This is a genomic window from Pseudolysinimonas sp. (assembly GCF_049651805.1).
GTDB lineage: Bacteria > Actinomycetota > Actinomycetes > Actinomycetales > Microbacteriaceae > Pseudolysinimonas_A.
Map to the genome: position 1 here is coordinate 41,762 of NZ_JBASCU010000005.1, position 26,639 is coordinate 68,400.

The 26,639-nt window shown below is 69.4% G+C and carries 28 protein-coding genes and 3 tRNA genes; 23 read left to right on the forward strand and 8 right to left on the reverse strand.

Going from position 1 to position 26,639, the window contains the following annotated elements; all coding sequences use genetic code 11:
- Positions 1 to 927, forward strand: a complete 927-nt coding sequence (locus WBL06_RS00570) for a glycine betaine ABC transporter substrate-binding protein (protein WP_424454025.1) — start codon at positions 1 to 3, stop codon at positions 925 to 927.
- Here the strand turns inward: WBL06_RS00570 and WBL06_RS00575 are convergent.
- On the reverse strand, positions 924 to 1,793 hold the full coding sequence (locus WBL06_RS00575) for an EamA family transporter (protein ID WP_424454026.1): 870 nt from the start codon (positions 1,791 to 1,793) through the stop codon (positions 924 to 926). The two genes, WBL06_RS00570 and WBL06_RS00575, sit on opposite strands and share 4 nt — an antisense overlap.
- Before the next feature lie 83 nt (positions 1,794 to 1,876).
- On the opposite strand from WBL06_RS00575, the gene recQ reads away from it, so the two are divergent.
- The 4 genes from recQ to WBL06_RS00595 all read left to right on the forward strand — a co-directional run bounded on the left by recQ (position 1,877) and on the right by WBL06_RS00595 (position 7,291).
- Positions 1,877 to 3,703, forward strand: a complete 1,827-nt coding sequence (gene recQ / locus WBL06_RS00580; protein WP_424454027.1) for a DNA helicase RecQ — start codon at positions 1,877 to 1,879, stop codon at positions 3,701 to 3,703.
- Positions 3,700 to 4,263, forward strand: coding sequence for a GNAT family N-acetyltransferase (locus WBL06_RS00585; protein ID WP_424454028.1), 564 nt, complete (start codon positions 3,700 to 3,702; stop codon positions 4,261 to 4,263). The genes recQ and WBL06_RS00585 overlap by 4 nt, the downstream gene beginning before the upstream one ends.
- Positions 4,260 to 5,129 carry a KPN_02809 family neutral zinc metallopeptidase gene (ypfJ, locus tag WBL06_RS00590; RefSeq protein WP_424454029.1) on the forward strand — a complete coding sequence of 290 codons (870 nt, stop codon included), beginning with the start codon at positions 4,260 to 4,262 and terminating at the stop codon, positions 5,127 to 5,129. The genes WBL06_RS00585 and ypfJ overlap by 4 nt, the downstream gene beginning before the upstream one ends.
- A gap of 128 nt (positions 5,130 to 5,257) precedes the next feature.
- Positions 5,258 to 7,291, forward strand: coding sequence for an acyl-CoA dehydrogenase (locus WBL06_RS00595; RefSeq protein ID WP_424454030.1), 2,034 nt, complete (start codon positions 5,258 to 5,260; stop codon positions 7,289 to 7,291).
- A 5-nt stretch (positions 7,292 to 7,296) separates the two neighbouring features.
- Here the strand turns inward: WBL06_RS00595 and WBL06_RS00600 are convergent, their stop codons facing one another.
- On the reverse strand, positions 7,297 to 7,986 hold the full coding sequence (locus WBL06_RS00600) for an alpha/beta fold hydrolase (RefSeq protein ID WP_424454031.1): 690 nt from the start codon (positions 7,984 to 7,986) through the stop codon (positions 7,297 to 7,299).
- A 74-nt stretch (positions 7,987 to 8,060) separates the two neighbouring features.
- Between WBL06_RS00600 and WBL06_RS00605 the strand changes: the two genes are divergently transcribed.
- Both WBL06_RS00605 and WBL06_RS00610 read left to right on the forward strand, forming a co-directional pair.
- On the forward strand, positions 8,061 to 8,426 hold the full coding sequence (locus WBL06_RS00605; protein WP_424454032.1) for an ArsR/SmtB family transcription factor: 366 nt from the start codon (positions 8,061 to 8,063) through the stop codon (positions 8,424 to 8,426).
- Positions 8,423 to 8,713: a hypothetical protein gene (locus WBL06_RS00610; RefSeq protein ID WP_424454033.1), complete on the forward strand. Its 291-nt coding sequence runs from the start codon at positions 8,423 to 8,425 to the stop codon at positions 8,711 to 8,713. Before WBL06_RS00605 ends, WBL06_RS00610 begins: the two co-directional genes overlap by 4 nt.
- Before the next feature lie 18 nt (positions 8,714 to 8,731).
- On the opposite strand, the gene WBL06_RS00615 is transcribed toward WBL06_RS00610, so the two are convergent.
- Positions 8,732 to 9,448 (reverse strand): VIT1/CCC1 transporter family protein, encoded by a 717-nt coding sequence (locus WBL06_RS00615; protein WP_424454034.1) that lies wholly within the window; start codon positions 9,446 to 9,448, stop codon positions 8,732 to 8,734.
- Positions 9,449 to 9,581: 133 nt separating this feature from the next.
- On the opposite strand from WBL06_RS00615, the gene WBL06_RS00620 reads away from it, so the two are divergent.
- Both WBL06_RS00620 and WBL06_RS00625 read left to right on the forward strand, forming a co-directional pair.
- A complete protein-coding gene (locus tag WBL06_RS00620) occupies positions 9,582 to 10,085 on the forward strand; it encodes a DUF2231 domain-containing protein (RefSeq protein ID WP_424454035.1) in 504 nt (167 codons plus the stop codon).
- Positions 10,086 to 10,087: 2 nt separating this feature from the next.
- On the forward strand, positions 10,088 to 10,978 hold the full coding sequence (locus WBL06_RS00625) for an SDR family NAD(P)-dependent oxidoreductase (protein WP_424454036.1): 891 nt from the start codon (positions 10,088 to 10,090) through the stop codon (positions 10,976 to 10,978).
- Here WBL06_RS00625 and WBL06_RS00630 read toward each other — a convergent pair.
- Positions 10,953 to 12,890, reverse strand: a complete 1,938-nt coding sequence (locus WBL06_RS00630; RefSeq protein WP_424454037.1) for an ATP-binding protein — start codon at positions 12,888 to 12,890, stop codon at positions 10,953 to 10,955. The genes WBL06_RS00625 and WBL06_RS00630 overlap by 26 nt on opposite strands.
- 143 nt (positions 12,891 to 13,033) lie before the next feature.
- Here WBL06_RS00630 and WBL06_RS00635 point away from each other — a divergent pair, with 143 nt between their 5' ends.
- Positions 13,034 to 13,399, forward strand: coding sequence for a response regulator transcription factor (locus WBL06_RS00635; RefSeq protein WP_424454038.1), 366 nt, complete (start codon positions 13,034 to 13,036; stop codon positions 13,397 to 13,399).
- A 47-nt stretch (positions 13,400 to 13,446) separates the two neighbouring features.
- On the opposite strand, the gene WBL06_RS00640 is transcribed toward WBL06_RS00635, so the two are convergent.
- The 3 genes from WBL06_RS00640 to WBL06_RS00650 all read right to left on the reverse strand — a co-directional run bounded on the left by WBL06_RS00640 (position 13,447) and on the right by WBL06_RS00650 (position 13,761).
- Positions 13,447 to 13,522 (reverse strand) — tRNA-Phe (locus tag WBL06_RS00640).
- Positions 13,523 to 13,581: 59 nt separating this feature from the next.
- A tRNA-Asp gene (locus WBL06_RS00645) sits at positions 13,582 to 13,655 on the reverse strand.
- Between the two features lie 33 nt (positions 13,656 to 13,688).
- Positions 13,689 to 13,761 (reverse strand) — tRNA-Glu (locus WBL06_RS00650).
- A 228-nt stretch (positions 13,762 to 13,989) separates the two neighbouring features.
- Here WBL06_RS00650 and WBL06_RS00655 point away from each other — a divergent pair.
- The 3 genes from WBL06_RS00655 to WBL06_RS00665 are packed head-to-tail and all read left to right on the forward strand — an operon-like array spanning position 13,990 to position 17,272.
- A complete protein-coding gene (locus WBL06_RS00655) occupies positions 13,990 to 15,240 on the forward strand; it encodes a M23 family metallopeptidase (protein ID WP_424454039.1) in 1,251 nt (416 codons plus the stop codon).
- Between the two features lie 10 nt (positions 15,241 to 15,250).
- On the forward strand, positions 15,251 to 16,477 hold the full coding sequence (locus tag WBL06_RS00660; RefSeq protein WP_424454040.1) for an NlpC/P60 family protein: 1,227 nt from the start codon (positions 15,251 to 15,253) through the stop codon (positions 16,475 to 16,477).
- Between the two features lie 12 nt (positions 16,478 to 16,489).
- Positions 16,490 to 17,272, forward strand: coding sequence for a hypothetical protein (locus WBL06_RS00665; protein ID WP_424454041.1), 783 nt, complete (start codon positions 16,490 to 16,492; stop codon positions 17,270 to 17,272).
- A 68-nt stretch (positions 17,273 to 17,340) separates the two neighbouring features.
- On the opposite strand, the gene WBL06_RS00670 is transcribed toward WBL06_RS00665, so the two are convergent.
- A complete protein-coding gene (locus WBL06_RS00670; RefSeq protein ID WP_424454042.1) occupies positions 17,341 to 17,832 on the reverse strand; it encodes an inorganic diphosphatase in 492 nt (163 codons plus the stop codon).
- 42 nt (positions 17,833 to 17,874) lie between these two features.
- Between WBL06_RS00670 and tilS the strand changes: the two genes are divergently transcribed.
- The 10 genes from tilS to WBL06_RS00720 all read left to right on the forward strand — a co-directional run bounded on the left by tilS (position 17,875) and on the right by WBL06_RS00720 (position 26,516).
- Complete coding sequence (tilS, locus tag WBL06_RS00675) at positions 17,875 to 18,984, forward strand: tRNA lysidine(34) synthetase TilS (RefSeq protein WP_424454043.1); 1,110 nt, start codon at positions 17,875 to 17,877, stop codon at positions 18,982 to 18,984.
- Positions 18,971 to 19,522, forward strand: a complete 552-nt coding sequence (gene hpt / locus WBL06_RS00680; RefSeq protein WP_424454044.1) for a hypoxanthine phosphoribosyltransferase — start codon at positions 18,971 to 18,973, stop codon at positions 19,520 to 19,522. The genes tilS and hpt overlap by 14 nt, the downstream gene beginning before the upstream one ends.
- A 150-nt stretch (positions 19,523 to 19,672) precedes the next feature.
- Positions 19,673 to 21,676, forward strand: a complete 2,004-nt coding sequence (gene ftsH / locus WBL06_RS00685) for an ATP-dependent zinc metalloprotease FtsH (protein ID WP_424454045.1) — start codon at positions 19,673 to 19,675, stop codon at positions 21,674 to 21,676.
- A gap of 7 nt (positions 21,677 to 21,683) precedes the next feature.
- Positions 21,684 to 22,259: a GTP cyclohydrolase I gene (folE, locus tag WBL06_RS00690; protein WP_424454046.1), complete on the forward strand. Its 576-nt coding sequence runs from the start codon at positions 21,684 to 21,686 to the stop codon at positions 22,257 to 22,259.
- Entirely contained in the window at positions 22,256 to 23,047 is a 792-nt protein-coding gene (gene folP / locus WBL06_RS00695) for a dihydropteroate synthase (RefSeq protein ID WP_424454047.1), read from the forward strand. The genes folE and folP overlap by 4 nt, the downstream gene beginning before the upstream one ends.
- On the forward strand, positions 23,044 to 23,442 hold the full coding sequence (gene folB, locus WBL06_RS00700) for a dihydroneopterin aldolase (RefSeq protein ID WP_424454048.1): 399 nt from the start codon (positions 23,044 to 23,046) through the stop codon (positions 23,440 to 23,442). Before folP ends, folB begins: the two co-directional genes overlap by 4 nt.
- Complete coding sequence (folK, locus tag WBL06_RS00705; protein ID WP_424454049.1) at positions 23,439 to 23,936, forward strand: 2-amino-4-hydroxy-6-hydroxymethyldihydropteridine diphosphokinase; 498 nt, start codon at positions 23,439 to 23,441, stop codon at positions 23,934 to 23,936. The genes folB and folK overlap by 4 nt, the downstream gene beginning before the upstream one ends.
- Complete coding sequence (locus WBL06_RS00710; RefSeq protein WP_424454050.1) at positions 23,933 to 24,415, forward strand: DUF3180 domain-containing protein; 483 nt, start codon at positions 23,933 to 23,935, stop codon at positions 24,413 to 24,415. Before folK ends, WBL06_RS00710 begins: the two co-directional genes overlap by 4 nt.
- Positions 24,412 to 24,918 carry a PH domain-containing protein gene (locus WBL06_RS00715; protein ID WP_424454051.1) on the forward strand — a complete coding sequence of 169 codons (507 nt, stop codon included), beginning with the start codon at positions 24,412 to 24,414 and terminating at the stop codon, positions 24,916 to 24,918. Before WBL06_RS00710 ends, WBL06_RS00715 begins: the two co-directional genes overlap by 4 nt.
- Positions 24,915 to 26,516, forward strand: coding sequence for a PH domain-containing protein (locus WBL06_RS00720; RefSeq protein ID WP_424454052.1), 1,602 nt, complete (start codon positions 24,915 to 24,917; stop codon positions 26,514 to 26,516). The genes WBL06_RS00715 and WBL06_RS00720 overlap by 4 nt, the downstream gene beginning before the upstream one ends.
- The last annotated feature ends 123 nt before the right edge of the window (positions 26,517 to 26,639 follow it).

A 26,639-nucleotide genomic window follows, 5' to 3' on the forward strand; every position in this document is an offset into this window, starting at 1 on the left:
ATGTTCTCTCGCACCATGAAGCGCGCCGCTGTCGGCGCGCTGTCGCTGGGGGTCGGCGCGCTCGTGCTCGCCGGCTGCGCGACGGCCGACCCGCTCGACTCAGGGAACGGCGGCGACACCGGCGACACGATCACGATCGGCAACCAGGCATTCCCCGAGAGCGAGCTGCTCGCGCAGATCTACGGACAGGTGCTCGCGGCGAATGGCTATGAGGTGGAATACGAGGCCGGCATCGGCTCGCGCGAAACTTTCATCGCCGCGCTGCAAGACGGGTCGATCGACCTGATCCCCGACTACGCCGGCAACGCGCTGGTCTACGCGAACCCGGATGCCCAGGAGACGTCGGCCGAAGACGTCGAGGCGGCGCTCCCCGCGGCTCTCGAACCGCTCGGGCTGGCTGTCACGGAGGCCGCGCCGGGTGAGGACTCGGATGCGCTCGTCGTGACCGCGGAGTTCGCGGAGGCCAACGACCTCACGACGATCGGCGACCTCGCCCCGCTGTCGGCTGAGATCACCCTCGGCGCCAACACCGAGTTCGAGCCCCGCTGGCGCGACGGCCTCGCCGAGGTCTACGGCTTCGAGGGCTTCACGTTCAAGGCGATCGACGACTACGGCGGCCCGGGAACCCTGGCCGACCTGCTTGCCGGCGCCATCCAGGTGGCCGACATCTACACGACGACCCCGTCGATCGCCGCGAACGACCTCGTCGTTCTCGAAGACGATCTCGACCTGTTCGCCGCGCAGAACATCATCCCGTTGCTCAACGCCGAGGTGCTGACCGACGAGATCGCCGACCTGCTCGACGAGGTCTCGGCGCTCATCACGACGGAGGTGTTGCTCGAGCTGAACGCCGAGATGGCCGGCGATGCCAAGCCCTCCGCGGCCGACGTCGCGGAAGCCTGGCTCACCGAGCAGGGGCTGCTCTAAGCCGCGGGTGGGACTGCCAGCACGGCCGCCGAGGCGAGCGCGAGCAGCAGTCCCACCCACTGCACGGGCGCGATGCGTTCCCGCAGCACGAGAGCGGCGAGGGCGATCGTGCCGCCTGGGTACAGCGCGGCGAGCACGCTCATCACGGTGAGGTCGCCCATCCGCAGCCCGGTGAGGATCAGCACGTTGGCGGCGGCATCCGCGATTCCGCAGGCGACGATGAGCCCCCACGCCCCGCGCAGCCCGGGGAAGGCAGGCACGCTACGCCGACGCGCTCGCACCAGCAGCACCGCGAGCACGACGAGCAGGATCGCCCCGGCGACGACGCGGTTCGCGACGATCGGGTACAGCCCCGAATCGGCGGGGGCTTGGTCGACGAGGATGAAGAAGCAGCCGATGAGGATGCCGGAGAAGGTCGCGTAGACGAGCCCGCGCAGGCGGGGCCGCACGGCGCCCTTCTCGGGCACGAACCCGACGAGCACGATCGCGACGAGCACCCCGCCGAGGGCGAGGTAGCCCCACCACGGCAGCCGCTCCCCGCCGACGAGGCCCCAGGTCATCGGCACGATCGCCGAGAGCACGGCGGTGAGCGGCGAGAGGATGCTCATCGGTCCTATCGCGAGCGCGGCGTAGAGCAGAAAGATGGCCGCCGCCCCCGTCACACCCGAGAGCCCGCCCCAGAGCACCGCCTCGTACGACAGGCGGGCCGGCACCAGCAGCGCGATCGGCACCAGTGCGGCGAGCCCGACGAGCGCGACGAACGCGGTGACGACGACCGCGGGGGTGCGTTTCGCGGCGAGTCCGCCGAAGAAGTCCGCGACTCCGTAGGTGACGGCGCTCGCCAGTCCGATGACGATCGCCAGCACCTCCCCAAGCTACCGCGACGGCCTCCATCCCCGGGTCGCGTCCCGGAGGCCGGGGGATCGGCGGTGCGTCGTAGGGTGGGCGCGTGACTGCCACCCCCGAAGCCCCGCTCGACGTGCTGCGCCGCGTCTTCGGGTACGCCGACTTCCGCGGCGAGCAGGCGGCCATCATCGACCACGTCGTGGCGGGCGGGGATGCCCTCGTGCTCATGCCGACGGGCGGCGGCAAGTCGCTGTGCTACCAGATCCCCGCGCTGGTCCGGCCGGGCACGGGGGTCGTCATCTCGCCGCTCATCGCGCTCATGCAGGACCAGGTGGATGCGCTCTCGGCGGTCGGGGTGCGGGCGGCGTTCCTCAACTCGACGCAAGACGCGGCCGAGCGGCATCGCGTCGAGTCGGAGCTACTCGCCGGCAACGTCGACCTGCTCTACCTTGCGCCGGAGCGGCTGAAGTTGCAGCAGACCCTCGCGCTGCTCGACCGCGTGGATGTCGGGGTGTTCGCGATCGACGAGGCGCATTGCGTGTCGCAGTGGGGCCACGACTTTCGGCCCGACTACCTCGCGCTGTCAGTGCTGCATGAGCGCTGGCCGGCAGTGCCGCGCATCGCGCTCACGGCGACGGCGACGCAAGTCACCCGCAAGGAGATCGCCGAGCGGCTCGACCTCGCGGGGGCGCGGCAGTTCGTGTCGTCGTTCGACCGCCCCAACATCCAGTACCGCATCGATCCGAAGAATCAGCCGTTCGGGCAGTTGCTGTCGCTGCTGAAGAGCGAGCACCCGGGCGACGCGGGCATCGTCTACTGCCTGTCGCGGGCGAGCGTCGAGAAGACCGCCGACGCGCTTGTGGCGGAAGGCATCCCGGCGCTGCCGTATCACGCGGGTCTCAATGCGCAGGTACGCTCGCGCAACCAGTCGCGGTTCCTGCGCGAAGACGGCATTGTCATGGTCGCGACGATCGCGTTCGGCATGGGCATCGATAAGCCCGACGTGCGATTCGTCGCCCACCTCGATCTGCCGAAGAGCGTCGAGGGGTACTACCAAGAGACGGGTCGCGCGGGCCGCGACGGCCTGCCGTCGACGGCGTGGCTGGCCTACGGCCTGCAAGACGTCGTGCAACAGCGCCGCATGATCGACGAGGGTGAGGGCGACCGGGCGCACAAGCAGCGCATGGGCCAGCATCTGGATGCGATGCTCGCCCTGTGCGAGACGGTGTCGTGCCGCCGGCAGCAGCTTCTCAGCTACTTCGGCCAGCAGAGTGAGGCGTGCGGCAACTGCGACACCTGTCTACAACCGCCGGAAGCATGGGACGGCACGGTGCCCGCGCAGAAGCTGCTCTCCACCGTCGTGCGACTGCAGCGCGAGCGCAATCAGTGGTTCGGGGCCGGGCAACTCATCGACATCCTGCTCGGCAAGGAGACCGACCGCGTGCGCTCGAACCGGCACGACGAACTGACGACCTTCGGCATCGGCACTGAGCTGGGTGATCAGGAGTGGCGCGGTGTCGTGCGGCAGTTGCTCGCGCAGGGGCTGCTCGCGGTGAGCTCCGACGGCTACGGAACGCTCGTCATCGCCCCCGCCGCGGCCGAGGTGCTCGATGGCTCCCGCCGGGTGATGCTGCGCCGCGAGCCCGAGCGCAAGGCCAAGGTGTCGAAGCAGCGCGCCGGGGTGGAACTGCCGGATGCCGCCCGCGGCCTGTTTGAACGGCTGCGGGAGTGGCGGGCGGGCGTCGCGCGCGAGCAGGGGGTTCCTGCCTACATCGTGTTTGGCGACGCGACACTCCGCGGCATCGCGGTGACGAAGCCGACCTCGCTCGAACAACTCGGCACCATCAGCGGCGTCGGCGAGAAGAAGCTCGAGGCCTACGGCGACGGCGTGCTCGAGGTTGTCGCGGCGGCCGAGGTCACGGCGGCGTGATCCGCACCGCACGGCTCGTGCTGCGCAATTGGCGCGACGCGGATCGCGACGACTGGGCGGCGATGAACGCCGACCCGCAGGTGATGGAGTTCTTTCCGTCGACGCTCGACCGGGTGCAGTCAAATGCCTTGTTCGATCGGTTCCAAGCGGCGGTGACGACGCGTGGCTGGGGGCTGTGGGCTGTGGAGCACGAAGGCCGGTTCCTCGGCTTCACGGGGCTCAACCCGGTGGGGTTCGAGGCGCCGTTCACCCCGGCGATTGAGATCGGCTGGCGGCTGCGGCGGGATTCCTGGGGCCACGGCTTCGCGACCGAGGCGGCCGTCGCCGCGGCGAGTTTCGCGTTCGACACCCTCGGCGTCCCCGAGCTGGTGTCGTTCACGAGCGTCGGCAACGCGCGGTCGCGCGCCGTGATGGAGCGCCTGGGCATGACCTGTGATCCCATCGACGACTTCGACCACCCGAACGTCGCGATCGGGAGCCCCCTGCGCCGCCACGTGCTGTATCGGCTCGAGAGCAAGAGGCTCGCCAGATCGATGACCCCCGATAGCGTTCCTTCATGACCTTCAACGACGACGCGAACATCAGCGGCGGGCGCGTCTCCCGGCGCGGGCGCAACACCGCCATCGGCGCGGGTGGTGGCGGGCTCGTCGTGATCGCGCTTTTCGTCGTCTCGCAGCTGACGGGCTTCGACCTCTCGGGGCTCGCGCCCTTCCTCGGCGGCGGCGAGCCGACAGTCGAAGAGACGTCGCTCGACTACTGCGACACAGGCGAAGAGGCGAACGAGATCCTCGACTGCCGGATGAAGGGGGCGGCGACCTCTCTCGACCTCTACTGGGAAACCCAGGTCGAGGGTTACGTTGCACCCCAGCTCATCCTCTTCAGCGGCTCCGTCGGCACGGGATGCGGCAACGCCACGAGCGCCGTCGGCCCGTTCTACTGTCCGCCCGACCAGACCGTGTACATCGACACCGCGTTCTTCGACCAGCTGCAGACGCAGTTCGGGGCGACCGGCCAGAGCCTGGCCCAGATGTACATCGTCGCCCACGAGTGGGGCCACCACATCCAGAACATCGTCGGCACCATGAACGGGCTCGACCTGCAAGATCAGGGACCGACCTCCGACGGGGTGCGGCTCGAGCTGCAGGCGGACTGCTACGCGGGCGCCTGGGTGGCCGCGTCGAGCGACACCGAGGATTCGAGCGGCATCGCCCTTCTGAAGGAACCGACGGATGCCGAGATCGCCGATGCACTCAACGCGGCGGAGGTCGTCGGGGATGACTACATCCAAGAGAACCTCGGCAGTGGCCAGGTGAACCCCGAGACCTGGACGCACGGCTCGAGCGAGCAGCGCCAGTCGTGGTTCCGCACTGGATTCACCCAGGGCGTCGGGGCCTGCGACACGTTCGCAACGGGAGTGCAACTGTAGAACTGCTCCGAACCTGAGCAGCCCAGCTTGTAGAGCATCGACAACTCTCGCGGCTGCCCGACGCGGTCGGTTCGTAGCCCTCGACGACGATTCCGCGCGCCTCGGCACCCCCGACGTACCGTGAGAACATGACGGATCTTACTGACCGCGCTGCCGCGGTGACTCCCGGTGGACAAGTGCGTGTCGATGTCGCTGCGTTGGGTGAGACCCTGCTCGGCCGCTGGAAGGACGTGCGCCTCGCATCGCGCGAGCTGATGAAGCGCGACGACTTCCACCAGATTCCCGGGCAGTCGATGGCGGAGCACCGCGAGCGCGTACTCGGCCAGTTGAAGAAGCTGGTCGACGAGCGCACCGTACTGCGGGCGTTCCCGAAGCGGCTCGGCGGGTTCGACGACCACGGCGGCAACCTGGCCCAGTTCGAAGAGATCGCGATCGCCGACCCGTCGCTGCAGATCAAGTCGGGCGTGCAGTGGGGCCTCTTCGCCGCCGCGATCATGCACCTCGGCACCGAGCACCACCACGACAACTTCCTGCCCGGCGCGATGAGCCTCGCCGTGCCCGGCGCCTTCGCGATGACCGAGACCGGTCACGGCTCGGATGTCGCGAGCATCGGCACGACGGCCACCTACGACCCCGAGACCGACGAGTTCGTCATCGACACCCCGTTCCGCGCGGCCTGGAAGGACTACCTCGGCAACGCGGCGCTGCACGGCCAGGCGGCGGTCGTGTTCGCCCAGCTCATCGTCGGCGGGGTCAACCACGGCGTGCACGCCCTGTACGTGCCCATCCGCGACGGCAAGGACTTCCTGCCCGGCATCGGCGGCGACGACGACGGGCTCAAGGGCGGGCTCAACGGAATCGACAACGGCCGGCTGCACTTCACCGGCGTGCGGGTTCCGCGCACCAACCTGCTCAACCGCTACGGCGACGTCGACGAGAACGGTGTCTACACCTCGAGCATCCCGAGCGCCGGTCGCCGCTTCTTCACGATGATCGGCACGCTCGTCCAGGGCCGGGTCTCGCTCGACGGCTCCGCGGTCGTCGCGAGCAAGCTCGCCATGAAGATCGCGATCACCTACGCCGGCGAGCGGAGGCAGTTCGCCGACGGTCCGCACGGCGAAGAGATCGTGCTTCTCGACTACCAGCGCCACCAGCGCCGGCTGCTCACCCGCCTCGCGACGACCTACGCGATGTCGTTCGCCCACGAACGGCTGCTCGAGTCCTTCCACGCCGTCTTCAGCGGCGAGAAGGCGACGGATGCCGACCGCCAGGAGCTCGAAACCCTCGCCGCCGCGCTGAAGTCATTCTCCACCTGGTCGACCCTCGACATCCTTCAGGAGTCGCGCGAGGCGTGCGGCGGCGCCGGGTTCCTCGCCGAGAATCGGCTGACGCACCTCCGGCAGGATTTCGACATCTACGTCACTTTCGAGGGTGACAACAACGTGCTGCTGCAATTGGTCGCCAAACGCCTGCTCGCCGACTACGCGAAGGGCTTCAAGAACGCGGATGCCGCAGCAATTGCCGGCTTGGTCGCCGCGCAGGTGGGCGAGGTGGCGATCAACCGTTCGGGTCTGCGGTCGTTCGTGCAGAGCTTCGCCGACTTCGGATCCCGCGCCCGGTCGATCGGGTTCGTGCGCGGCCCCGGCGCCCAGCGGCAGTTGCTCACCGACCGGGTGCACACGATGGTCGCCGAGATCGCCGGCCGCCTGAAAGGAGTCGCGAAGCTGCCTCCACTCAAAGCCGCGGCGCTTTTCAACGCGAACCAGAACGAGCTGATCGAGGCCGCCTACGCGCACGCCGAGCTGCTCGAGTGGGAGGCGTTCACCGACGCCGTCGACGCCACCACCGACCCCGGCACCAAGCAGGTGCTCACCTGGCTGCGCGACCTTTTCGGGTTCACGCTGGTCGAGAAGCATGCGGCCTGGTATCTGATCAATGGGCGGCTCTCAACGGCCCGTGCTGTCGCGATCACCGACTACATCGACGACCGCCTGCTGCCGAGGCTGCGCACGCACGCGCTCGATCTCGTGGATGCCTTCGGCTTCGCGCCGGAGCACCTGCGTGCGCCGATCGCGACCGGCGCCGAGAAGCAGCGGCAGGATGAGGCGCGCGCCTACTACGCCGACCTGAAGGCGTCGGGCAAGGCCCCCGCATCGGAGTAGCAGCGTTACGCCGGCAGGGCCGCCGCGACGAGGGCGGCGAGTTGTGCCGGCTTGCTCAGCATCGGCCAGTGCCCGGTCGGGAGTTCGACGATCTCGAAGTTCTTCACGGCGGCGAGTTCGGCGACGTAGGGATGTTGCTTCGCCATGAGCTCGCGCAGGGTCGCCTCCGACATCTCGCACGTGATCACCGTGACCGGCACGTCGTAGCGGCGGGGATCGGAGAGCACCTGCTTCTCGGTCGCCACCTTCTCGGGGATCGGCAGCGCGCGCGCCGCGAAGGCCGCCCAGCGCTCATCGTCCATGTCGACGACCGTCTCGTCGTCGAATTCTTCGCGGGGCGGCAAGGGCACCATCCCGTCGACGGCCGTGAACTCGTCGTTGATCAATCCGCCGTCGCCGAGCGGCCCCGAATCGACGTAGATCACCTTCGCAATACGCTTGGGTCGCGCATCCACGACGGCGTGCGCAACCGCGCCGCCACCCGAATGCCCGACGAGCACGACCGGGCCGGTCGTGGCATCCACGAGCCCGATGACGAAGTCGACCTGATCGCGCAGCCCCACCTCGGGGTCGGCGGGCTTCAAGCCCGGCAGCGTGATGGGTTTCGGCTCGTGACCCGCCGCGCGCACGGCGGGAATGATGTCGTCCCACGCAGAGGAGTCGAGCCAGAAGCCGGGAATGAGGATGACGTCCATCGCTCCAGGGTAGGCAGCACCCCCGTCACGGGCCCTTGACGGTCTGACGCTGCCGCCTTATAGTTCACACTATTGTGAACCATCAAGAGGACGACGAGAGGCTCGACGCCGTATTCGCGGCGCTGGCGAGTCCACATCGTCGCCGCGTCGTCGACGTGCTCGCGTCGCAGCCCGCTTCGATCCAGCAGGTCGCCGAGCAGGTGGGGCTCTCGTTGACGGCCATCAACCGCCACCTCGCCGTCCTTGAGGCCGCCGGGCTCATCCGCCGACTCAAGAGCGGACGGGTCAACTTCCTGGCCGTGCGCCGCGAGGGGTTGCTCGCCGTCCGCCGCTGGCTGGACGGCTACAGCCCGCACTGGGGCTCGGACACCGAGACCCTCGAGAACTACGTGGCCGCGATCACGCGTACACCGGCGAACAAGAAGGAGAGCACCCCGTGAAGAAGTTCATGTTCCTCTACAAGGGTTACGTGACCCCGACCCCAGAGATCGGTGACGCGTGGATGTCGTGGTTTGCGTCGATGGGTGACCGGATGATCGACAGCGGCAATCCCATGAGCGGTGGAGCGGAGGTTACCCCGCAGGGGGTCCAGCCGATCGAAACGGGCCTCGAGTCTCTGTCGGGCTACTCGATTCTCAACGCCGAGTCAGCCGATGAGGCGATCGCCCTCGCGAAGACGAACCCGATGATCACCAGCGTGATCGTCTACGAGCTCGCGCGGATGTGAGCGCACCGACCGATCCGGTCAGACGACGCCGGACACTCCCAACAACGTTCCGATGAGGAACGTCGCGCCGAGGGCGAGCGCCCCGCCGATCACGACCCGCAGGGTGGGCCGCAGCCACGGACTGCCGCCGATCCACGCGCTCACGGCTCCCGTGGCGGCGAGGGCGGCGAGCACGGCGACGAAGGTGAGCGGGATGCGCACCGGCTCCGGCAGCAGCAGGATCGCGGCGAACGGCAGCAGACCGCCGACCGTGAACGCCGCCGCCGAGGCGCCCGCAGCCTGCCAGGGACTGACGACATCCTCTTCCCGGATGCCGAGCTCGGCGTCGAGGTGAGCGGCGAGCGCGTCGTGGGTCGTGAGCTCGATCGCCACCTGCCGGGCGGTCGCGGGGGACATGCCCTTGGCGGCGTAGAGGCCGGCCAGCTCGTCGAGCTCCTCGTCGGGCATGTCGCGCAGCTCGCGGGTCTCCTTGGCGATGAGCGCGCGCTGGCTGTCGCGTTGGCTGCTCACCGACACGTACTCCCCGAGCGCCATCGAGACGGCGCCGCCGACGAGGCCGGCGGCACCGGCGGTGAGAATCGGGGCGAACGCGGGAGTCGCACCTGCGACACCGACGACGATCGCCGCGACCGACACGATGCCGTCGTTCGCGCCGAGCACGCCGGCGCGCAGCCAGTTGAGGCGGCTCGCGAGTCCGTTGCCGTGCGGCTCGTCGGGATGCTGGGCGTCGTGCATCCGCCCAGCACACCACGTCGGGCACGACCTCGCTAGCTCGGTGCGAGCCGCCGCGCAAGCCCTTCTGTGCGTCAGCAGGCCCTACGTACCGTGAGGTCTCCGGCCTTTCATCGACGAGAGACGAGGTAGCGCCATGACCGACACCCCACTTCGACGGGCGAAGCGACCCGCCACCCCGATCGCGGGGCCGTACGGGCATCCGTTCCATCCGATGCTCGTCACGGTGCCGATCGGGGCCTGGCTGATGGCCGTGATCTTCGACATCGTCGCCTTCGCCGGCGACGACCCCGCGGCGTTCACGACCGGCGCGCGATGGCTCTATGGCCTCGGGGTGCTCGCCGCCGTCGTCGCGGCCGTGTTCGGGCTGCTCGACTACACGCGCCTCACGCCGGGAACCCGCGCTCGCAAGATCGCCACCACCCACCTGGTGCTCAACCTCACCGCCGTCGTGATCTTCACGGCCGCGTGGGCGGTGCACCTCGGCAGCGACGACCCGTCCGCGCTCGGACTCGTGCTGGGCATCATCGGACTGCTGGGTCTGGGAGTCTCCGGGTTCCTCGGCGGTGAGCTGGTGTACCGACACGGCGTGCGGGTGGCCGACGAAACGGATCAGGCCGGCGCTCACGAGTCGGCCTGAGCATGCGCCGACGCCTCGATGCGTCGACGGTCGTCGTGATCGTGGGCGCATCGAGCGGCATCGGGCGGGCCGCCGCTCTGCGGTTCGCGCGTCACGGGTGTCGCCTCGTGCTGGCCGCGCGGAGCCGGTCGAGCCTCACCGAGGTGGCCGATCAGTGCGTCGGATTTGGGGCCGAGGCGGGCATCGTGGTGGCCGACATCACGCGACCGGGTGAGGTGGAGCGCATCGCCGACGAGGCACAGCGTCGGTTCGGTCGCATCGACGTGTGGGTGGCCGCCGCCAGCGTGTTCGGCTACGGCGAGATCGACCGGATGCCGGCCGCCGAGGCCCGCGCGATCATCGACACCAATCTGCACGGCACCATCGACCAGGTGCGGGCCGCACTTCCCGCCCTCCGGGGTTCCGGTGGGGTGGTCGTGATCGTCGGGTCGGTGTTCTCCGCCCTCGCCAGCCCTTACGTGTGGGCGTACGTGGCGAGCAAGCACGCGGTCGCGGGCTTCGCGGCCTCGGTGCGCCAAGAGCTGCGTCGCGGCCCACATCCGGTGGATGTGGCGATGATCTGGCCCGCAACGACCGACACCCCCATCTACCAGCACGCTGCCAACCGCACCGGTCGCAGCATCCACCCCATCCCGCCGGCCGTCGAACCCGACCGCGTCGCGCGTGCCATCGTCCGGGCGTCAGTGCGCCCGCGGCGGCGGCGGGTCGTCGGTATGGTTCAGGGGTCGTTCCTCGCTCTTCACGCCGTGGCCCCTGGCGTCGCCGACCGGGTCCTCGCCGTCACGATGAGTCGCCTCGGGTTGCGCCGACCGCCGATGCCTCCGACCTCGGGAACGGTGGAGGCGCCCGACCCGCGGTCGAATGCGATCACCGGGGGGTGGCGCCAGCGGTGAGGTCAGCCTCGCGAAACAGCGGAAGCTCGACGATCGCCGTCGTTCCGGTGGTGCCGTCGCTCCGCAGCTCGACCCGGCCACCCATGCGGGTGACCAGATCGCGCACGATCGGCAGACCCAGGCCCGTGCCGGGCACGAAGTCTTTCCCTGCCGCCACGCGATGGAAGCGCTCGAAGACTTTGCCCAGCTCGCTTGGCGGGATGCCGCGCCCGGTGTCGGTGATCTCGACGTGGGCGAAGTCGCCGACCGCCGCGGTCGTGATGTCGATCCGCCCGCCGGGCGGGGTGAACTTGATCGCGTTGGCGAGGAGGTTGACGAGGATGCGGTCGAGACCGAGACGATCGGCCGCGACGACGCGTTGGCCGTCGTCGACCACTGCGACGGTGACGTGGGCGCGCTCGGCGATCGCGCTCAGGTCTTCGACACACTGCTTGATCGCCGCGCGCAGGTCGACCGCGTTTGCTTCCCCACCCGACTGGCCCGCTTCCCGGGAGACATCGAGAAGATCTTCGACCAGGTCGGCGAGCCGGCGCGCGTTGCGCATGATGACCTCGACGCTCCGCCGTTCGCTCTCGGGGAGGTCGGCTTCGGCCAGGTCTTCGGCGTAGCCGAGGATGCTGGTCACCGGCGTGCGCAGCTCGTGGCTCACCGACGATACGAACTCGTCCTTCTGAGCGGCGAGCGCGCGGAGGCGATCCGCCGCTTCCCGCTCGTGCACGAACGCGTCGGCGAGAGCCCGCGCCGCTTTGGTCTGTTCGGTGACGTCGATCGCCTGGATCAGCAGCAGCGTCGCGTCGCCTGCGACGACGTTCACCGAGATTTCGAGGTGGTGGCCGTCGGGGAACGCGACGTCGGTCATGACAGGGTCACCGGTGGACTCGGCGAGTTCCGCCAGCCGCACGCCGTCGACGAGCGTCCTGTCACCGTCCCGGCTGAGCCAGGAGGCGAGCATCCGTTCCCCGTTCGGGTTCGACTCCACGACGAGGTGGCCACCGCCGTCCTCTCGGCGCACGACGATGAACCCGGCGTCGGAACTGATGATCGCACCACGCAGCAGCTGCTCGCGTGCACTCAACCGCAGATAGAGGTCGTTTCGATCGTCCTGAGCCACCGCGAGCGGCAGCAGGGACACACCGAGGGCGAGGGTGAACAGCTGGATTAGTCCGATGAGCACCTCGCCATTCCCGTCGGCGAAGACCGCGAAGGCCCCCCCGCCGAGGAAGCTCAGCATGGTGATCGCGAAGCTCACCAGAGTGATCTCGATCAGGGTCACCCCCGCAGTGAACCGAAACGCTGCCCACGCCATCACCGGGATGATCAGGAACGCCACCGGAACGTATTGTCCCGGCCCGAACGCGACGACGACGGCAGCGGCCAGCAGGGTCGCCTGAAGGAGCAGTTCGAACGCGCGGCGCGGGATGAACGAGGCGCGCGGGATGACCCCGAGCGCGCCGAGCAACAACACCGAGCTGCCGTGCGAGGCGGCGACCTGAGCCGCAGTACCGAGGAGGTCGCCTTCGTTCAGCGCCACGACGAGCCCGACGAGCAACCCGGCAACGGCGGCTCCACCGCCGGTCGCGATGACGTACTGCGCGGCATCGGGGTGTCGAAAGCGGTGACCAGGGCGGCGTCCGTACCGGGTGATCGCCGGTACCAGCCAAGCCTCGGCGGCGTTGGCGATGCCGAAACCGATCGCTACCCACCAGAGGGTGCCGGCGACGAGATTCGCGGCCGTCGTGACCGCGACGATCAGCCCGGCGACCGCAACGCCCCGACCTCGGGCGGCGAACACCGCGATCACCGAGATGCCGGCGGCCGGCCACCACGGGGCGGTCGACTCGCCCGGAAACCGGAGTTCGGCCGAGATGACGCTTGCGAAGAAGACGAGCACGAGCATCAGCGCGATCGACATCCAGTAACGCGGCGTCGTTTGACGGCGCACCGCTGCCGTCAAACTGTCGCGGTACATGACCCCTCCCCACGCCCTGTCGCGGAATATACTGCGACCGTAGTCGCGCATGCTCTCGCCCGCGACGCCAGTACAGGGGGTCCCGCATGGGCAGCGTTATCGTCGTCGAAGACGATGACGACATCCGGATGCTCATCGTGCGCAGGCTGGAGCGCGCCGGTCACGAGGTGCGTTCTGCGGTCGATGGGATCGACGGGCTCGAACAGATTCGCGAGCGGATGCCCGATCTCGTCGTGCTCGACTGGATGATGCCGCGCCTCGACGGGCTGGGCGTCGCCGAGCAACTTCTCGCCGACGGGGGCGAGCGCCCGCGCATCCTCATGCTCACCGCGCGCAACCAGCAATCCGACATCGACCGGGCGCTCGCCGTCGGTGTCGACGACTTCCTCGTGAAGCCCTTCCTCGGGCCCGACCTGCTGGCGGCCGTCGACAAGCTGGTCGCCGCGGAATGAACGAAACCCCCGCGGCGTCCTGAAGACCACTGCGCGGGGGCTTCGGATGGTGGCTCCGACCGGCGTCGATCCGGTGACCTTCCGATTTTCAGTCGGACGCTCTACCAACTGAGCTACAGAGCCTCGGGAGGCAAGCCTCCCGATGGTGAGAAAGCCTTTCCTCGCGGAAAGGCTTCACTCCGCGACCCTGACGGGACTTGAACCCGCGACCTCCGCCGTGACAGGGCGGCACGCTAACCAACTGCGCTACAGGGCCTTGCTATTGAGTTGTGGTGAAGCATCGATTGCGTGACCCCAACGGGATTCGAACCCGTGCTGCCGCCGTGAAAGGGCGGTGTCCTAGGCCACTAAACGATGGGGCCGTGAAGTGCGACACGCAGGTGCGAACCGCACAGCAACCGAGGGTCAAGCATACGGTCGGCGGGTCGGAAACGCCAATCGCCCCAGATGTCGGACACCCCGCAGATGTGCCGGACTGTTCGTGCCCCCTGAACTAGGTTCAAGTCGCCGTTGAAGGTTGTTGTTAGTGTTGCCGGTGTTGTTCCTGTGACGGCGCAAGGCGCACGGTGACGGGAAGATGCGGGGAAACCATGGGACGCACGTCTAGTCGGGGGGCGAACGGCGCGCAGGCACCGTCAGGTGTTGCGCGCCGCTTCCGTGTGCTCGCTGCCACCCTCGCTCTCACACTGATTCCCGCGCTCGGCGGCATCGCGCCGACGAGCGCGTCGGTGATCGCCGAGTACCCGAGCTGGGAAGAGGTCGTCGCGGCCCAACGCAACGAAGCTCAGGCGAAGGCGTTGCGCGCCAGTCTCGAGGCGCAGCTGCAAGGGCTCCAGGACGAGGCGCAGCGCACGCAGGAGATCGCCGACGAGAAGGGCGAGATCTATTACCAGGCGCAGCAGGCGTACGACGAGCAGAAGGTCGTGACCGACGCACTGCTCGAGCAGACCGCCGCGGCCCAGGCCGAGGCCGACGAGGCCTACGCGGTCGCCGCGCAGGTCATCGCCGAGATGAGCAAGTCGGGCGGCTCGGGCGACCTCTCGCCGCGACTGTTCACCACGCCCGGCTCACCGGATGCGCTGCTCGACCGGCTGGAGCTCGGCCGCGTGATCGGCGACCGCTACGCCGATCTCTACGCGAACGCGATCGAGCTGCGCAACCGCGCCGACGCGCTCGGGGACCAGGCCGAAGTCGCCCAGGGCATCCTCGAAGAGCTGCGGATCGCGGCCGAGAAGGCGTTCCAGGAGGCGCAGGCGGCGGCGGTCGCCGCTGCCGAGAAGCTCGCACAGACCGAGCGTGACATCGTCGAGGTGCGATCCCGCATCGAGTACCTCGCCGGGGTTCGCGAAGCGACGACGGCCGAATACAACGCCGGGCTCAGAGCCCTGTGGGGCGAGAACGCCGCCGGCGAGATCAGCCAGACGGGCTGGGCTCGCCCGGTCGGTGGCTACATCACGAGCCAGTACGGCTGGCGCACCAACCCGGTCAGCGGTGCGCGCCAGTTCCACACCGGCGTCGATCTCGCGGGCACCGGGTGCGGCGCGACCATCCGTGCGGCGCACGCCGGCGTGGTCACCTACGCCGGCTGGTTCGGCTCGTGGGGCTACTACGTCGCGATCGACAACCAGGACGGCACCGGCACCGGCTACGCGCACATCGAGGCCGGCGGCATCGGTGTGCAGGTCGGACAGAAGGTCTCTCCCGGGCAGCCGATCGCACGGGTCGGCACGACGGGACAATCCACCGGCTGCCACCTGCACTACATCGTGCGCGTGAACGGCAACCGCGACACCACCGAACCGGTGCAGTTCATGCGCAACCAGGGCATCACCCTCGGCTAGGAGCATCGCGATGGCGGACGGCAAGCGCAGGCGACGCGCGGTGGCGGCGGGAGTTCCCGCGACGCTGCTGCTCGCGTTCGCCAACCCGATGCCCGCGATGGCGTTGCGCCAACCGGACTACCCGAGCTGGGACGACGTCGAGCAGGCCCGCCACGATGAGGCGGCGGCCCAGGCGACGGTCGAACAGATCGAGGGCATCCTCATCCGCCTCGAAGCCGAAGCCACCGAACTCAACCGCACCGCGCTCGAGCTGGGTGAGGAGTACGAACTCGCCGTGATCGCGCTCGAGGCCGCGACCGCAAAACTCGACCGTCTGAAGACCCAGGCGGATGCGGCGCAGGAGCGCGCCGAGCAATCCGAGCGGCACGTCGCCGTGATCGTGGCTCAGCTCGCCCGCAACGGCGGGGGCGACGTGACTCTCGGGCTTCTGCTCGGGTCGGCCGACGACGCCGACACGTTGCTCGCCCGGCTGGGCACTGGCGAGCGGCTCACGGCCTCGTCGGCCGCGCTGCTCGAACGCGCCATCTACGACAAGAAGACGGCGCAGGCCCTCGCGACGGATGCGCGCGCCGCCGAACGCGAGCGGAAGCGACTCGCCGACGACGCGCAGGGGAAGTTCGACCTCGCCCAAGCCGCCGCAAGCGACGCTCAGGCAAAGGCCGACGCGCAGCGTGCCGACATCGATCGGATGTATGCGCAGCTCAGCGTCCTCAAGGGCACCACGGAGGCGGTCGAGCGCGAATACCAGGAGGGGCTGGCGGCAAACCCGCCGGGCGCGCCGCCACCCGCACCTCCGCCGGTCACGCCGCCACCGGGCGTCGACCCTGCTCCGCCCGCGCCCGTCTCGAACTCCGTCGAGAACGCGATCGCCTACGCGACGGCCCAACTCGGGGAGCCCTACCTGCTCGGCGGCATGGGCCCGAACGCGTGGGACTGCTCGGGTCTCACCAAGGCGAGCTACGCATCCGTCGGGGTGTATATCGGCACCCACTCCTCGACCGACCAGTACAACTACATGGCGGCGCAGGGTCGGCTCGTGCCGCGCGACCAGTGGCAGCGCGGCGATCTGCTGTTCTACTCCAACGGCGGATCGGCGTCGAATACCCGCAAGTACCACGTGGCGATCTACCTCGGAAACGGCAAGATGATCGAGGCGCCCAACCCCACGGTCCCCGTGCGGATCGTGAATGTGCGCTACGGAGACCTGGTTCCCTACGTGGGCAGGCCCACGGGCTGACACAATCGAGGGATGCGCCGTAAGATGCTCACCCCTCTCGCCGGACTGGTCGCCGTCGCCCTCGCGGGGCTCACCGGATGCGCCCTCGGCGCCCCGTCGCCGAGCCCGACGCCGACCGCGTCGGCCTCTCCGACGGCGACGGTTCCCGTCGAGGCGGCTCCGACCGACACGCCGACGACGGTAGCTTCGCTCCCCGGCAGCGCCCTGATGCGGGTGTCGGTCACCGCCGCGGCCGCCGGCGAAGAGGTGCGCCTCGAGCTCACCTTCAACCGGGCGCAGACCGGCGTGATCGCAGTCGACGCCTTCGAGGCGGTGCAGGAGGCGTGCCCCAACGCGATCACGTCGCAGCTCGAACTCTTCCCCGGACTCGAGCCGACCGGCGTCATCACGTCGGACCTCTCCATGGTCGGCGATTGGCCCGAGGGCATGACCGTCGCCGTCGCCGCCGGGGGAGTGATCGCGTCGTTCGGCGAGGGCCGCAGCGTCGCCGACACCCAGGACGACCCGGGAGCGTTCGGCTGCACCGTGCCGATCGTCACCGGGATGGGTCCTGCGGAGTTCACCAGCCTGCTGCTCGGCGATCCGGCGGTCACCGACCGGCTCGACCTCGAGGCTCAGGTCGCCGATGGCATCTTCGGGTTCGAATCCGACGCCGGATCAGCAGTCGAGGTGCGTTGGGTCGACTGCGTCATCCAGCTCTCGAGCGCCGCCCAACGGCTGTCGACCGAGTTCGGCTGGACCCTCCCGGCCCAGTGGGGCGACGGCTGCGTGATCGGCAACGACGGCACCGTCTAAGCCGAACCGCCTCTGGCGGGGCGCTCCCTCGGTGGTCGAGTAGCCCGCGTAGCGGGCGTGTCGAGACCCTAGTGCGTCGGAACGTAGGCGGCGTAGGAGGCCGCGACGATCTCCTCGGCTTCGGCCTTGTCCCCCCAGCCTTCGGTCTTGACCCATTTGCCGGGCTCAAGATCCTTGTAGTGCTCGAAGAAGTGCTCGATCTCTTTGCGCTTGTACTCCGGTACGTCGGCGAGATCCTGGATGTGGTCCCAGCGCGGGTCTCCCGCGGCGACCGCGACGATCTTCGCGTCGCCGCCCCCGTCATCCGTCATCTTGAAGACGCCGACGACGCGCACGTTCATGCCGATGCCGGGGAACAGCGGGTACTCGCCGATGACGAGAACGTCGAGCGGGTCGCCGTCGTCGGCGAGGGTGTTCTCGAAGAAGCCGTAGTCGGTCGGGTACGCCATCGGGGTGTACAGCACCCGGTCGAGCATGACTCGCCCGGTCTCGTGGTCGATCTCATACTTGTTGCGGCTGCCCTTGGGGCACTCGATGACGACGGCGTAGCTGCTGGACATGACGCTCCTGGTTCTTCGGAAAGGCGGGTCTAACGTTAGTCGATGCCTGATTCCGCTCGACCTCGGCTGACTCCCGCGGTCGCCGATGTGCGCCGCGCCGTTCGTGCGGGTCTCTTTCCGTTTTCAGGAAACGGTGGGACAGAAGTGGCGGAAGTCACCTCAGACCTGGGTTCCGAGTCGACATCTTCCACTTCCTCCCCTCACCTTCCTGAAAACGGAAAGCCCCTCGTGCTCGTCGCGCTGTCGGGCGGGCCGGATTCACTGGCGCTCGCGGCGGCCGTCGCTTTCGAGGCGTCGCGGGTCGGGGTGCGGGCGGGGGCGGTGATCGTCGACCATCAGTTGCAGAACGGGTCGGATGCCGTGGCCGAGCGCGCGGCGGAGCAGGCGCGGGCGCTGGGACTCGATCCGGTACGCGTCGTGGCTGCGGACGTCGCGGCCGGGGGTTCTCGGGAGGCGGCCGCGCGCGACGCTCGGTACGACGCCCTCGCCGCAGTCGCTGCCGAGATGGGCGCCGGGGCGGTGCTGCTCGGCCACACCCTCGACGACCAGGCCGAGACTGTGTTGCTCGGGCTCGCACGCGGCTCGGGCGGGGGGAGTCTGCAGGGCATGGCGCCGGTGGCGGGGCTGTACCGCCGGCCGCTGCTCGGCATCCGGCGCTCGACCACCGTGCAGGCCTGCGCCGATGGGGGGCTGGAGGCGTGGGCCGACCCGCACAACGCCGCCCCCGCCTACACGCGGGTGCGGGTGCGCAACACCGTGCTGCCCGTGCTCGAAGCCGAACTCGGGCCGGGGGTCGCCGAGGCGCTCGCCCGCACCGCGGAGCAATTGCGGGAAGACGAGGATGCCTTCGCCACGATGATCGATGAGGTCGCCGAAGAACTCGCGGAACACATCGACTCCGGGATCGCCGTGCCCGTGGCCGTGCTCGCCGCGAATCCGGCGGCGCTGCGGCAGCGCATCATCCGCTTCGTGGTGCAGAGCGAGTTCGGGGTGTCACTCAGCCGCGCCCACACTCTCGAGATCGCGCGGCTCGTCACCGACTGGCACGGGCAGGGGCCGCTCGACGTTCCGGGAATCTCGATCGCGCGGGCCGGTGGCAGAATCGAGTTTCGAGCACGAGTCGCTGAGGAGCACGCGGATGGACACGACTGACATCGAGGGCGACCTCACCGAAGTGCTCTTCACGGAAGGCCAGATCCACGCCCGCATCGCCGAGCTGTGCCGCGAGATCGAAGCCGACTACGAGGGCCGCGACCTGCTCATCGTCGGGGTGCTCAAGGGCGCCGTCATGGTGATGGCCGACCTCGCGCGGGAACTCAAGCGCGACGTCGAGATGGACTGGATGGCGACCTCCTCGTACGGCACGAGTACCGAGTCGAGCGGCGTCGTGCGCATCATCAAAGACCTCGACACCGACATCGCCGACCGGCACGTGCTCATCATCGAAGACATCGTCGACTCCGGCCTCACCCTCTCCTGGCTGCGCACCAACCTCGAGAGCCGCAATCCGGCATCCCTCGAGGTGTGCGCCCTGCTGCGCAAACCCGAGGCCGCCAAGGTCGACATCGAAGCGCGCTACGTGGGCTTCGACATCCCGAATGCTTTCGTCGTCGGCTACGGCCTCGACTACGCGGAGCGGTACCGCAACCTGAGGTCGATCGGCATCCTCGCCCCGCACGTGTACTCGTAGGGGGTCCTCCTAGAGCCGACCCGACGCCCGAGACGGGCGTCGGCGCTGGGACCGCGGCGGCGGCGCGAAAGCGCCCCCGCCCATAGCGAAGTCCGCGCCCAGCGAACACCGGGGCGGCGTCCAGTAATGGGGCGATACCCTGGCTGTCTCATGAACGTCCTCAAGCGCATCGCCCGCGGGCCGGTGATCTGGGTCCTCGCCGGACTGATCGCCCTCTTCATCGCGTTCCAATTCATCGGGCAGTCCGGGTTCCGCGAGATCACGACGCAACAGGGGCTCGAGTTGCTCGAGGGCAGCACCGTCGAAGAGGTGAAGATCGTCGACGGCGAACAGCGGGTCGACCTGACGCTCACAGAGTCGTACGACGACCTGGGCACGCTCGTGCAGTTCTATTACGTGCAACCGCGTGGCACCGAAGTGATCGAGGCGATCACGGCGAGCGACGCGACGTTCGACGACGAGGTGCCGCAGTCGCCGTGGTTCGTGAGCCTGCTCAGCATCCTCGTGCCGTTCCTGCTGATCGGTCTGATCATCTGGTTTCTGTTCTCGAGCATGCAAAGCGGCGGCAACCGCGTGATGCAGTTCGGCAAGTCGAAGGCGAAGCTGGTCAGCAAGGAGACCCCGCAGGTCACCTTCGCGGATGTCGCCGGCGCCGAAGAGGCCGTCGAAGAGCTGCACGAGATCAAGGACTTCCTGAAAGACCCGGCGCGCTTCCAGGCGGTCGGCGCTCGCATCCCCAAGGGCGTGCTGCTGTACGGCCCTCCCGGAACGGGTAAGACGCTGCTCGCCCGCGCCGTCGCCGGTGAGGCGGGCGTTCCCTTCTACTCGATCTCGGGATCCGACTTCGTCGAGATGTTCGTCGGCGTCGGCGCGAGCCGCGTGCGCGACCTGTTCGAGCAGGCGAAGCAGAACTCGCCGGCCATCATCTTCGTCGACGAGATCGACGCCGTCGGTCGGCACCGTGGTGCAGGCATGGGCGGCGGGCACGACGAGCGCGAGCAGACCCTCAACCAGTTGCTGGTCGAGATGGACGGCTTCGACGTCAAGACCAACGTCATCCTGATCGCGGCGACGAACCGCCCCGACATCCTCGACCCCGCGCTGCTGCGCCCGGGCCGCTTCGACCGCCAGATCGGGGTGGATGCTCCCGACCAGAAGGGCCGCGAGCAGATCCTCACCGTGCACGCCAAGGGCAAGCCGATGGCGAACGGCGTCGACCTCGCCGTGCTCGCCCGCAAGACGCCGGGCTTCACCGGCGCCGACCTGGCGAACGTGCTCAACGAGGCGGCTCTGCTCACCGCCCGCAGCAACGCCCAGCTGATCGACAACCGCGCCCTGGATGAGGCCGTCGACCGCGTCATGGCCGGTCCGCAGCGCCGCTCGCGCCTGATGAACGACAAAGAGAAGCTCATCACCGCGTACCACGAGGGCGGGCACGCGCTCGCGGCCGCCGCGATGCGCAACACCGACCCGGTGACGAAGGTCACGATCCTTCCCCGCGGCCGGGCCCTCGGCTACACGATGGTGCTGCCGCTGGAAGACAAGTACTCGGTCACCCGCAACGAGCTGCTCGACCAGCTCGCCTACGCGATGGGCGGCCGCGTCGCCGAAGAGATCGTCTTCCACGACCCCACCACCGGTGCCTCGAATGACATCGAGAAGGCGACCGCGATCGCCCGCAAGATGGTGATCGAGTACGGGATGTCGGCCGAGATCGGCGCGGTCAAGCTCGGGTCGGCCGGCGGCGAGGTCTTCCTCGGTCGCGACATGGGTCACCAGCGCGACTACTCCGAAGAGATCGCCGAGAAGGTCGACCTCGAGGTGCGGAAGCTCATCGACCAGGCGCACGACGAGGCGTGGAAAGTCCTGAACGACAACCGCGACATCCTCGACAAGCTCGCGAGCGAGCTGCTCGAAAAGGAGACGCTCGACCACGTGCAGCTCGCCGAACTCTTCGCCCAGGTGAAGAGGCTGCCCGAGCGCCCGCAGTGGCTCTCGAGCAAGAGTCGGCCGCTGAGCAACCGCCCGCCGATCAAGGTGCCGAGCAAGGCCCCGGTCGATCCGGGCGCCGTCGACGGGGGTGTCGACTCCGAGCCGACCCGCCCGGCGCGCACTCCCCGTCCGCGCAAGTCGCCCGGCATCGCCACCGCCTGAGTCGGCGATGACCGTCGATCAGGGCCGCATCGAGGCTGCCGTGGCCGAGCTGCTGGCAGCGATCGGTGAGGATGCCACGCGCCCCGGCCTGCAGCGCACCCCGAAGCGCGTGGCCGAGGCGTACGCGGAGTACTTCGCCGGCCTCGACGTCGACCCGGTCGCGATCCTGCGCGACGGGGTGGATGCCGCGGGCGACGGGGAGCGCGGAGACCTCGTGCTGCTGCGCGGCCTCGAGTTCCGGTCGATGTGCGAGCACCACCTGCTGCCGTTCCGCGGGGTCGCGCACGTCGGCTACCTGCCCGGCGGCAAGGTCGTCGGACTCGGCCGCCTCGGCACCGTCGTCGAGACCCTCGCCGCCCGGCCGCAACTTCAGGAGCGCCTCGGCGAGCAGATCGCCGACGCCCTCGACGAGGGTCTCGCCCCGCGCGGCGTGATCGTCGTGCTCGACGCCCAGCACGACTGCGTCGCCGCCCGGGATGCCCGCCAGACCCGCTCGACCACCGTCACCGTCGCCAGCCGCGGGGCGCTCACCGAACCCGCCGCGCGGGCCGAGGCGATGACCCTGATCGGAGCCGCGTCATGACGATCATCATGGGCATCCTCAATGTCACCCCCGACTCGTTCAGCGACGGCGGGCGGTTCGACCAGACGGATGCCGCCATCGCCCGCGGGCTGGAGCTTCGGGATGCCGGCGCCGCGATCGTCGACGTCGGCGGCGAGTCGACCCGGCCGGGGGCCGCGAAGATCGACGCCGTCGAGGAACGGGCCCGGGTCATCCCGGTCATCGCCGCGCTCTCGCAGGAGGGCGTCTCGGTGAGCATCGACACGATGAACGCCGCCACCGCACTCGCCGCGATCGACGCGGGAGCGCAGTTCGTGAACGACGTGTCGGGCGGGCTCGCCGACGACGGGATGCCGCGGGTCATCGCCGAGACCGGCGTGCACTATGCGGTCATGCACTGGCGTGGCGGGGCCGACGTGACGCCGGCTTTCGGCGATGTCGTCGCGGAGGTGCGCGCCGAGTTGAAGGCGCGAGTCGCGGCCCTCGTCGTCGCCGGCGTCGACCCGGCGAAGATCGTGCTCGACCCGGGTCTCGGCTTCGGCAAGGCACCCGAGCACAACTGGGCGCTGCTAGGTCACTTCGACGAGATCGCGTCGCTCGGCCACGGCATCCTCATCGGTGCCTCGCGTAAGCGCTTTGTCGGTGCGCTGCTGCCCGACGACGCCCCCATGGAAGACCGTGACCTCCCGACCGCCGTCATCTCGGCGCTCGTCGCCCGGCAGGGGGCGTGGGCCGTGCGCGTGCATGACGTGCTCTCGACCCGCATCGCGCTCGAGGTCGCGGCCGCCGTCACCGAGGGGGCGGAGTGAGCGCCCCGGCGGAGCCTCTCCTCGACGAGATCCGGCTGACCGGCCTGCGGGTGACGGCGCATCACGGGGTGCTTGAGCACGAACGCCGCGACGGGCAGGTGTTCCTCATCGACGTCACTGTGCGGTTGCCGCTCGGCCCGGCCGCAGCGACCGACGACCTCGACCGCACGGTGCACTACGGCGAACTCGCCGAAGCCGTCGTCGCCGCCGCCGAGAGCGAGCCCGTGGACCTGATCGAGACCGTCGCCGAGCGCGTCGCCGATGTCGCTCTCGGATTCGCCGCCGCTCACGAGGTCGTGGTGACGGTGCATAAGCCGAACGCGCCGATCACGGTGCCGTTCGACGACGTGAGTGTGACGATTCTCCGTCGTCGAGAGGCGGGGCGACGCCCGTGAGCGTGCATCTGCGCCACATCGAGGCGGATGCCGTCATCGCCGTCGGCAGCAACCTCGGCGACCGCACGGAGATGTTCAACGCCACGGTGCGAGCCCTCGCCGAAGCCGACGGCATCGAGGTGACGGCGATCTCGACGCCGATCGAGTCGGTCGCGGTGCGGCCCGACGGCGACGACGTGGATGCCCCCGCCTACCTCAACGCCATCGTGCTGGTGCGCACGACGATCGCGCCGCACGCCCTGCTGGCCCTGCTGCACGACATCGAGAACGAGAACGGCCGCGTACGCGACGAGCGCTGGGGCGACCGCACCCTCGACCTCGACCTCATCGACTACGCCGGGATGCGCTCCGCCACCGCCGACCTCACCCTGCCGCATCCGCGCGCCCACGAACGCACCTTCGTGCTGGGCCCGTGGGCCGAAGTCGACCCCGAGGCCGAGCTGCCGGGGTACGGCCGAGTGGTCGACATCCTCGCCGCGCTGGAGGGCAGGTGACCAGAACCCGGGTCTCGACCCTCGTCGTGCTGCTGGCCATCGGCGCCGCCAGCGGGTTCCTCGTGCAGGTCGCGCTCGCCGCGGGGAGCTTGCCGAAGTATCAGCCCGAGTACACCCTCGCCCTCAGCCTGCTCTTCATCGCCGGAATCGCGATCGCGCTCGCGGTGCCGATCCGCCGCGCGACGCAGGGCAAGGTGCGCACCCGCATCGACCCGTTCCACGCGATGCGGGTCGTGCTGTTCGCGAAGGCGTCGAGCCTCGCCGGAGCGCTGCTCACCGGGGCCGCCGTCGGTTTGTTGGCCGAGCTGGTGACGCGCAGCGGCGGGCTCAACACCGACTCGCTGCTGCGGTCGCTCGCGGTGCTCGGCGGGGCGATCGCGGTGCTCGCGGCCGGCCTGATCGGCGAATACCTGTGCACGGTGCCGCCCGACGACGACGACCGCGACGTGGCACCCCTGCCGGGTAGCCTGGAGCCGTGACGACTCCAGAGGCTGAGACCGCCGGCCCGATCGATCCGGTTCCCGGCGACTGGCAGCGGGTCTCGCCCAAGTACGTCGTCGTCGACCTGTTGGGCATTCTGGTGTCGGCGATCATCTTCACCGTCGGCGCGAGCATTCCGGCGATCGTGTCGGGCGTTGCGTGGCTTGTCGCGCTTCCGATCTTCATGTTCGTGCTCCATGCGGTCATCGCCGCCTTCACCCCGCGCCGGGTGCGCGCGCTCGGCTATCGGCTGCGCGTCGACGACCTGGTGTTCCGCAAAGGCATCATGTTCCTGCGCGTCGTGGCCGTGCCCTACGGGCGCATGCAGCTCGTCGACATCAACCGCGGCCCGATCGCCCGCGCGTTCGGCCTGTCGGAGCTGAAGCTGGTGACCGCCGCCGCCTCAAGCCACGTCACCATCCCGGGGCTGCCCGAAGCCGACGCCGAGATCCTTCGGGATCGCCTCGTCGAACTGGCGGAGAGCCGCCGGGCGGGACTGTGACCGAGCCTCAGGACGGCGCCTCCCCCGAGCAGCCGACTCTGGACTCGACGGGGCTGGCGGATGGCGAGTGGCATCGCCTGCACCCCCTTACCCCCCTGCTGCGCGGCGGTCTGGGCTTCATCGCGATCATCGGCATCCTGATCGCGAACCTGCGCGAGCGGCTCATCGAATGGTTCCTGCCGGGGTTCTGCCCGCCGGGGCAGGACTGCGGGGAGGGCGACCCGTTCGGGTACATCGTCGAGAGCGGCTACGCGATCATCGGCCTGCTCGCTCTGCTGGGCGTGCTGCTGGTGTTCGTCGCCGGCTTTTACGTGTCATGGCGCATGCACACTTTCCGCATCACCGATGAGGTCGTCGAGGTGCGCAGCGGCATCCTGTTCCGCACCCACCGCAAGGCGCGGCTCGACCGCATCCAGGGGGTGTCGATCGTGCGGCCGTTCTTCGCACGCCTCTTCGGCACGGCAAAGCTGGAGGTCGAGGTCGCGGGGCAAGACGCGAACGTGCCGCTCGCGTACCTCGGCAATGCGGCATCCGACGCGCTGCGCGTCGACATCCTGCGTCGCGCGTCGGGCGCGCGGGCGGGGCAAGCCGCCGCCGGCAGCGCCGCACCCGCCGGGTCGCTGATCGACCGGCGCGTCTCGGAGCTGCTCGCCCCCGAACTCGACCCGTCGATCGCGCCACCAGAGTCGGTCGTGCACATGCACCCCGGTCGGCTGGTCGGCTCGACGCTGCTGAGCGGCAACACGCTCGCGCTTCTCGTGCTGGTAGCCGCAACCATCACCGGCATCGTCCTGTCGGTCACCGGCCTCCATGCCATGATCTGGACGCTGTTCACGCTCATCCCCATCGCCTTCGGTCTCGCCTCGTATCAGGTGAACCGGGTGCTCAAGTTCCTGAGGTACTCGATCGCGGCGACCCCCGACGGCGTGCGCATCGGCTACGGCCTGCTTTCGACGCGCAACGAGACGGTGCCGCCCGGTCGCATCCATTCGGTCGCGGTCAGTCAGAGCATCTTCTGGCGGCCGGCGGACTGGTGGACGATCCGCGTCAACCGCGCCTCGCGCCAGTCGTCGTCGGATGGGCAGAGCTCCCAGCAGAGCACCGTGGTGTTGCCGGTCGGCTCGCGTGACGACGTGTTCCGGGTGCTCGAGCTGTTGCTTCCCGGGTTGGTCGCCGGAGATTCGGCCGAGACCGGCGCCGTGCGCGACATCCTCGAGCGCGGGCTCGCCGGGCGCGGCGGCGACGACGAGTTCACCACCTCTCCGCGGCGTGCGGCCGTGCTGCGCTGGTTCTCGTGGCGCCGCAACGGGTTCGCGCTCTTCCCGGGCGCCGTGCTGCTGCGCCGTGGCGCGATCTGGCGGGAACTGGCGATCGTGCCCACCCCGCGCGTGCAGAGCGTGGCGATCGAGCAGGGGCCGCTGTACCGGGCGATGCGCCTGGCCCATGTGCACGTGCACACCGTCGCGGGGCCGATCTCGCCCGCCCTCGGCGCGCTCGACGCGCGGGATGCCGAAGGCTTCTTCCGGGATGCTTCGGATGCCGCGGTCGCCGCCGCGGGCGCCGACACCAGTCACCGCTGGCGGTCGGGCGAAGCGTGACCTTCTCCCCTCGGTGGTCGAGTAGCGCCCGCAGGGCGCGTGTCGAGACCCTCCCCCCTCGGTGGTCGAGTAGCGCCCGCAGGGCGCGTGTCGAGACCCCACCAGCGAGTAACCCGGCGGCGG

Coding starts and splice junctions, on each gene's coding strand:
- WBL06_RS00570 (WP_424454025.1), top strand. CDS start 1: ATGTTCTCTCGCACCATGAAGCGCGCCGCTGTCGGCGCGCTGTCGCTG.
- ypfJ (WP_424454029.1), top strand. CDS start 4,260: ATGACCTTCAACGACGACGCGAACATCAGCGGCGGGCGCGTCTCCCGG.
- WBL06_RS00595 (WP_424454030.1), top strand. CDS start 5,258: ATGACGGATCTTACTGACCGCGCTGCCGCGGTGACTCCCGGTGGACAA.
- WBL06_RS00600 (WP_424454031.1), bottom strand. CDS start 7,986: ATGGACGTCATCCTCATTCCCGGCTTCTGGCTCGACTCCTCTGCGTGG.
- WBL06_RS00615 (WP_424454034.1), bottom strand. CDS start 9,448: ATGCACGACGCCCAGCATCCCGACGAGCCGCACGGCAACGGACTCGCG.
- WBL06_RS00620 (WP_424454035.1), top strand. CDS start 9,582: ATGACCGACACCCCACTTCGACGGGCGAAGCGACCCGCCACCCCGATC.
- WBL06_RS00625 (WP_424454036.1), top strand. CDS start 10,088: ATGCGCCGACGCCTCGATGCGTCGACGGTCGTCGTGATCGTGGGCGCA.
- WBL06_RS00630 (WP_424454037.1), bottom strand. CDS start 12,890: ATGTCGATCGCGCTGATGCTCGTGCTCGTCTTCTTCGCAAGCGTCATC.
- WBL06_RS00635 (WP_424454038.1), top strand. CDS start 13,034: ATGGGCAGCGTTATCGTCGTCGAAGACGATGACGACATCCGGATGCTC.
- WBL06_RS00655 (WP_424454039.1), top strand. CDS start 13,990: ATGGGACGCACGTCTAGTCGGGGGGCGAACGGCGCGCAGGCACCGTCA.
- WBL06_RS00660 (WP_424454040.1), top strand. CDS start 15,251: ATGGCGGACGGCAAGCGCAGGCGACGCGCGGTGGCGGCGGGAGTTCCC.
- WBL06_RS00665 (WP_424454041.1), top strand. CDS start 16,490: ATGCGCCGTAAGATGCTCACCCCTCTCGCCGGACTGGTCGCCGTCGCC.
- WBL06_RS00670 (WP_424454042.1), bottom strand. CDS start 17,832: ATGTCCAGCAGCTACGCCGTCGTCATCGAGTGCCCCAAGGGCAGCCGC.
- tilS (WP_424454043.1), top strand. CDS start 17,875: ATGCCTGATTCCGCTCGACCTCGGCTGACTCCCGCGGTCGCCGATGTG.
- hpt (WP_424454044.1), top strand. CDS start 18,971: ATGGACACGACTGACATCGAGGGCGACCTCACCGAAGTGCTCTTCACG.
- ftsH (WP_424454045.1), top strand. CDS start 19,673: ATGAACGTCCTCAAGCGCATCGCCCGCGGGCCGGTGATCTGGGTCCTC.
- folE (WP_424454046.1), top strand. CDS start 21,684: ATGACCGTCGATCAGGGCCGCATCGAGGCTGCCGTGGCCGAGCTGCTG.
- folP (WP_424454047.1), top strand. CDS start 22,256: ATGACGATCATCATGGGCATCCTCAATGTCACCCCCGACTCGTTCAGC.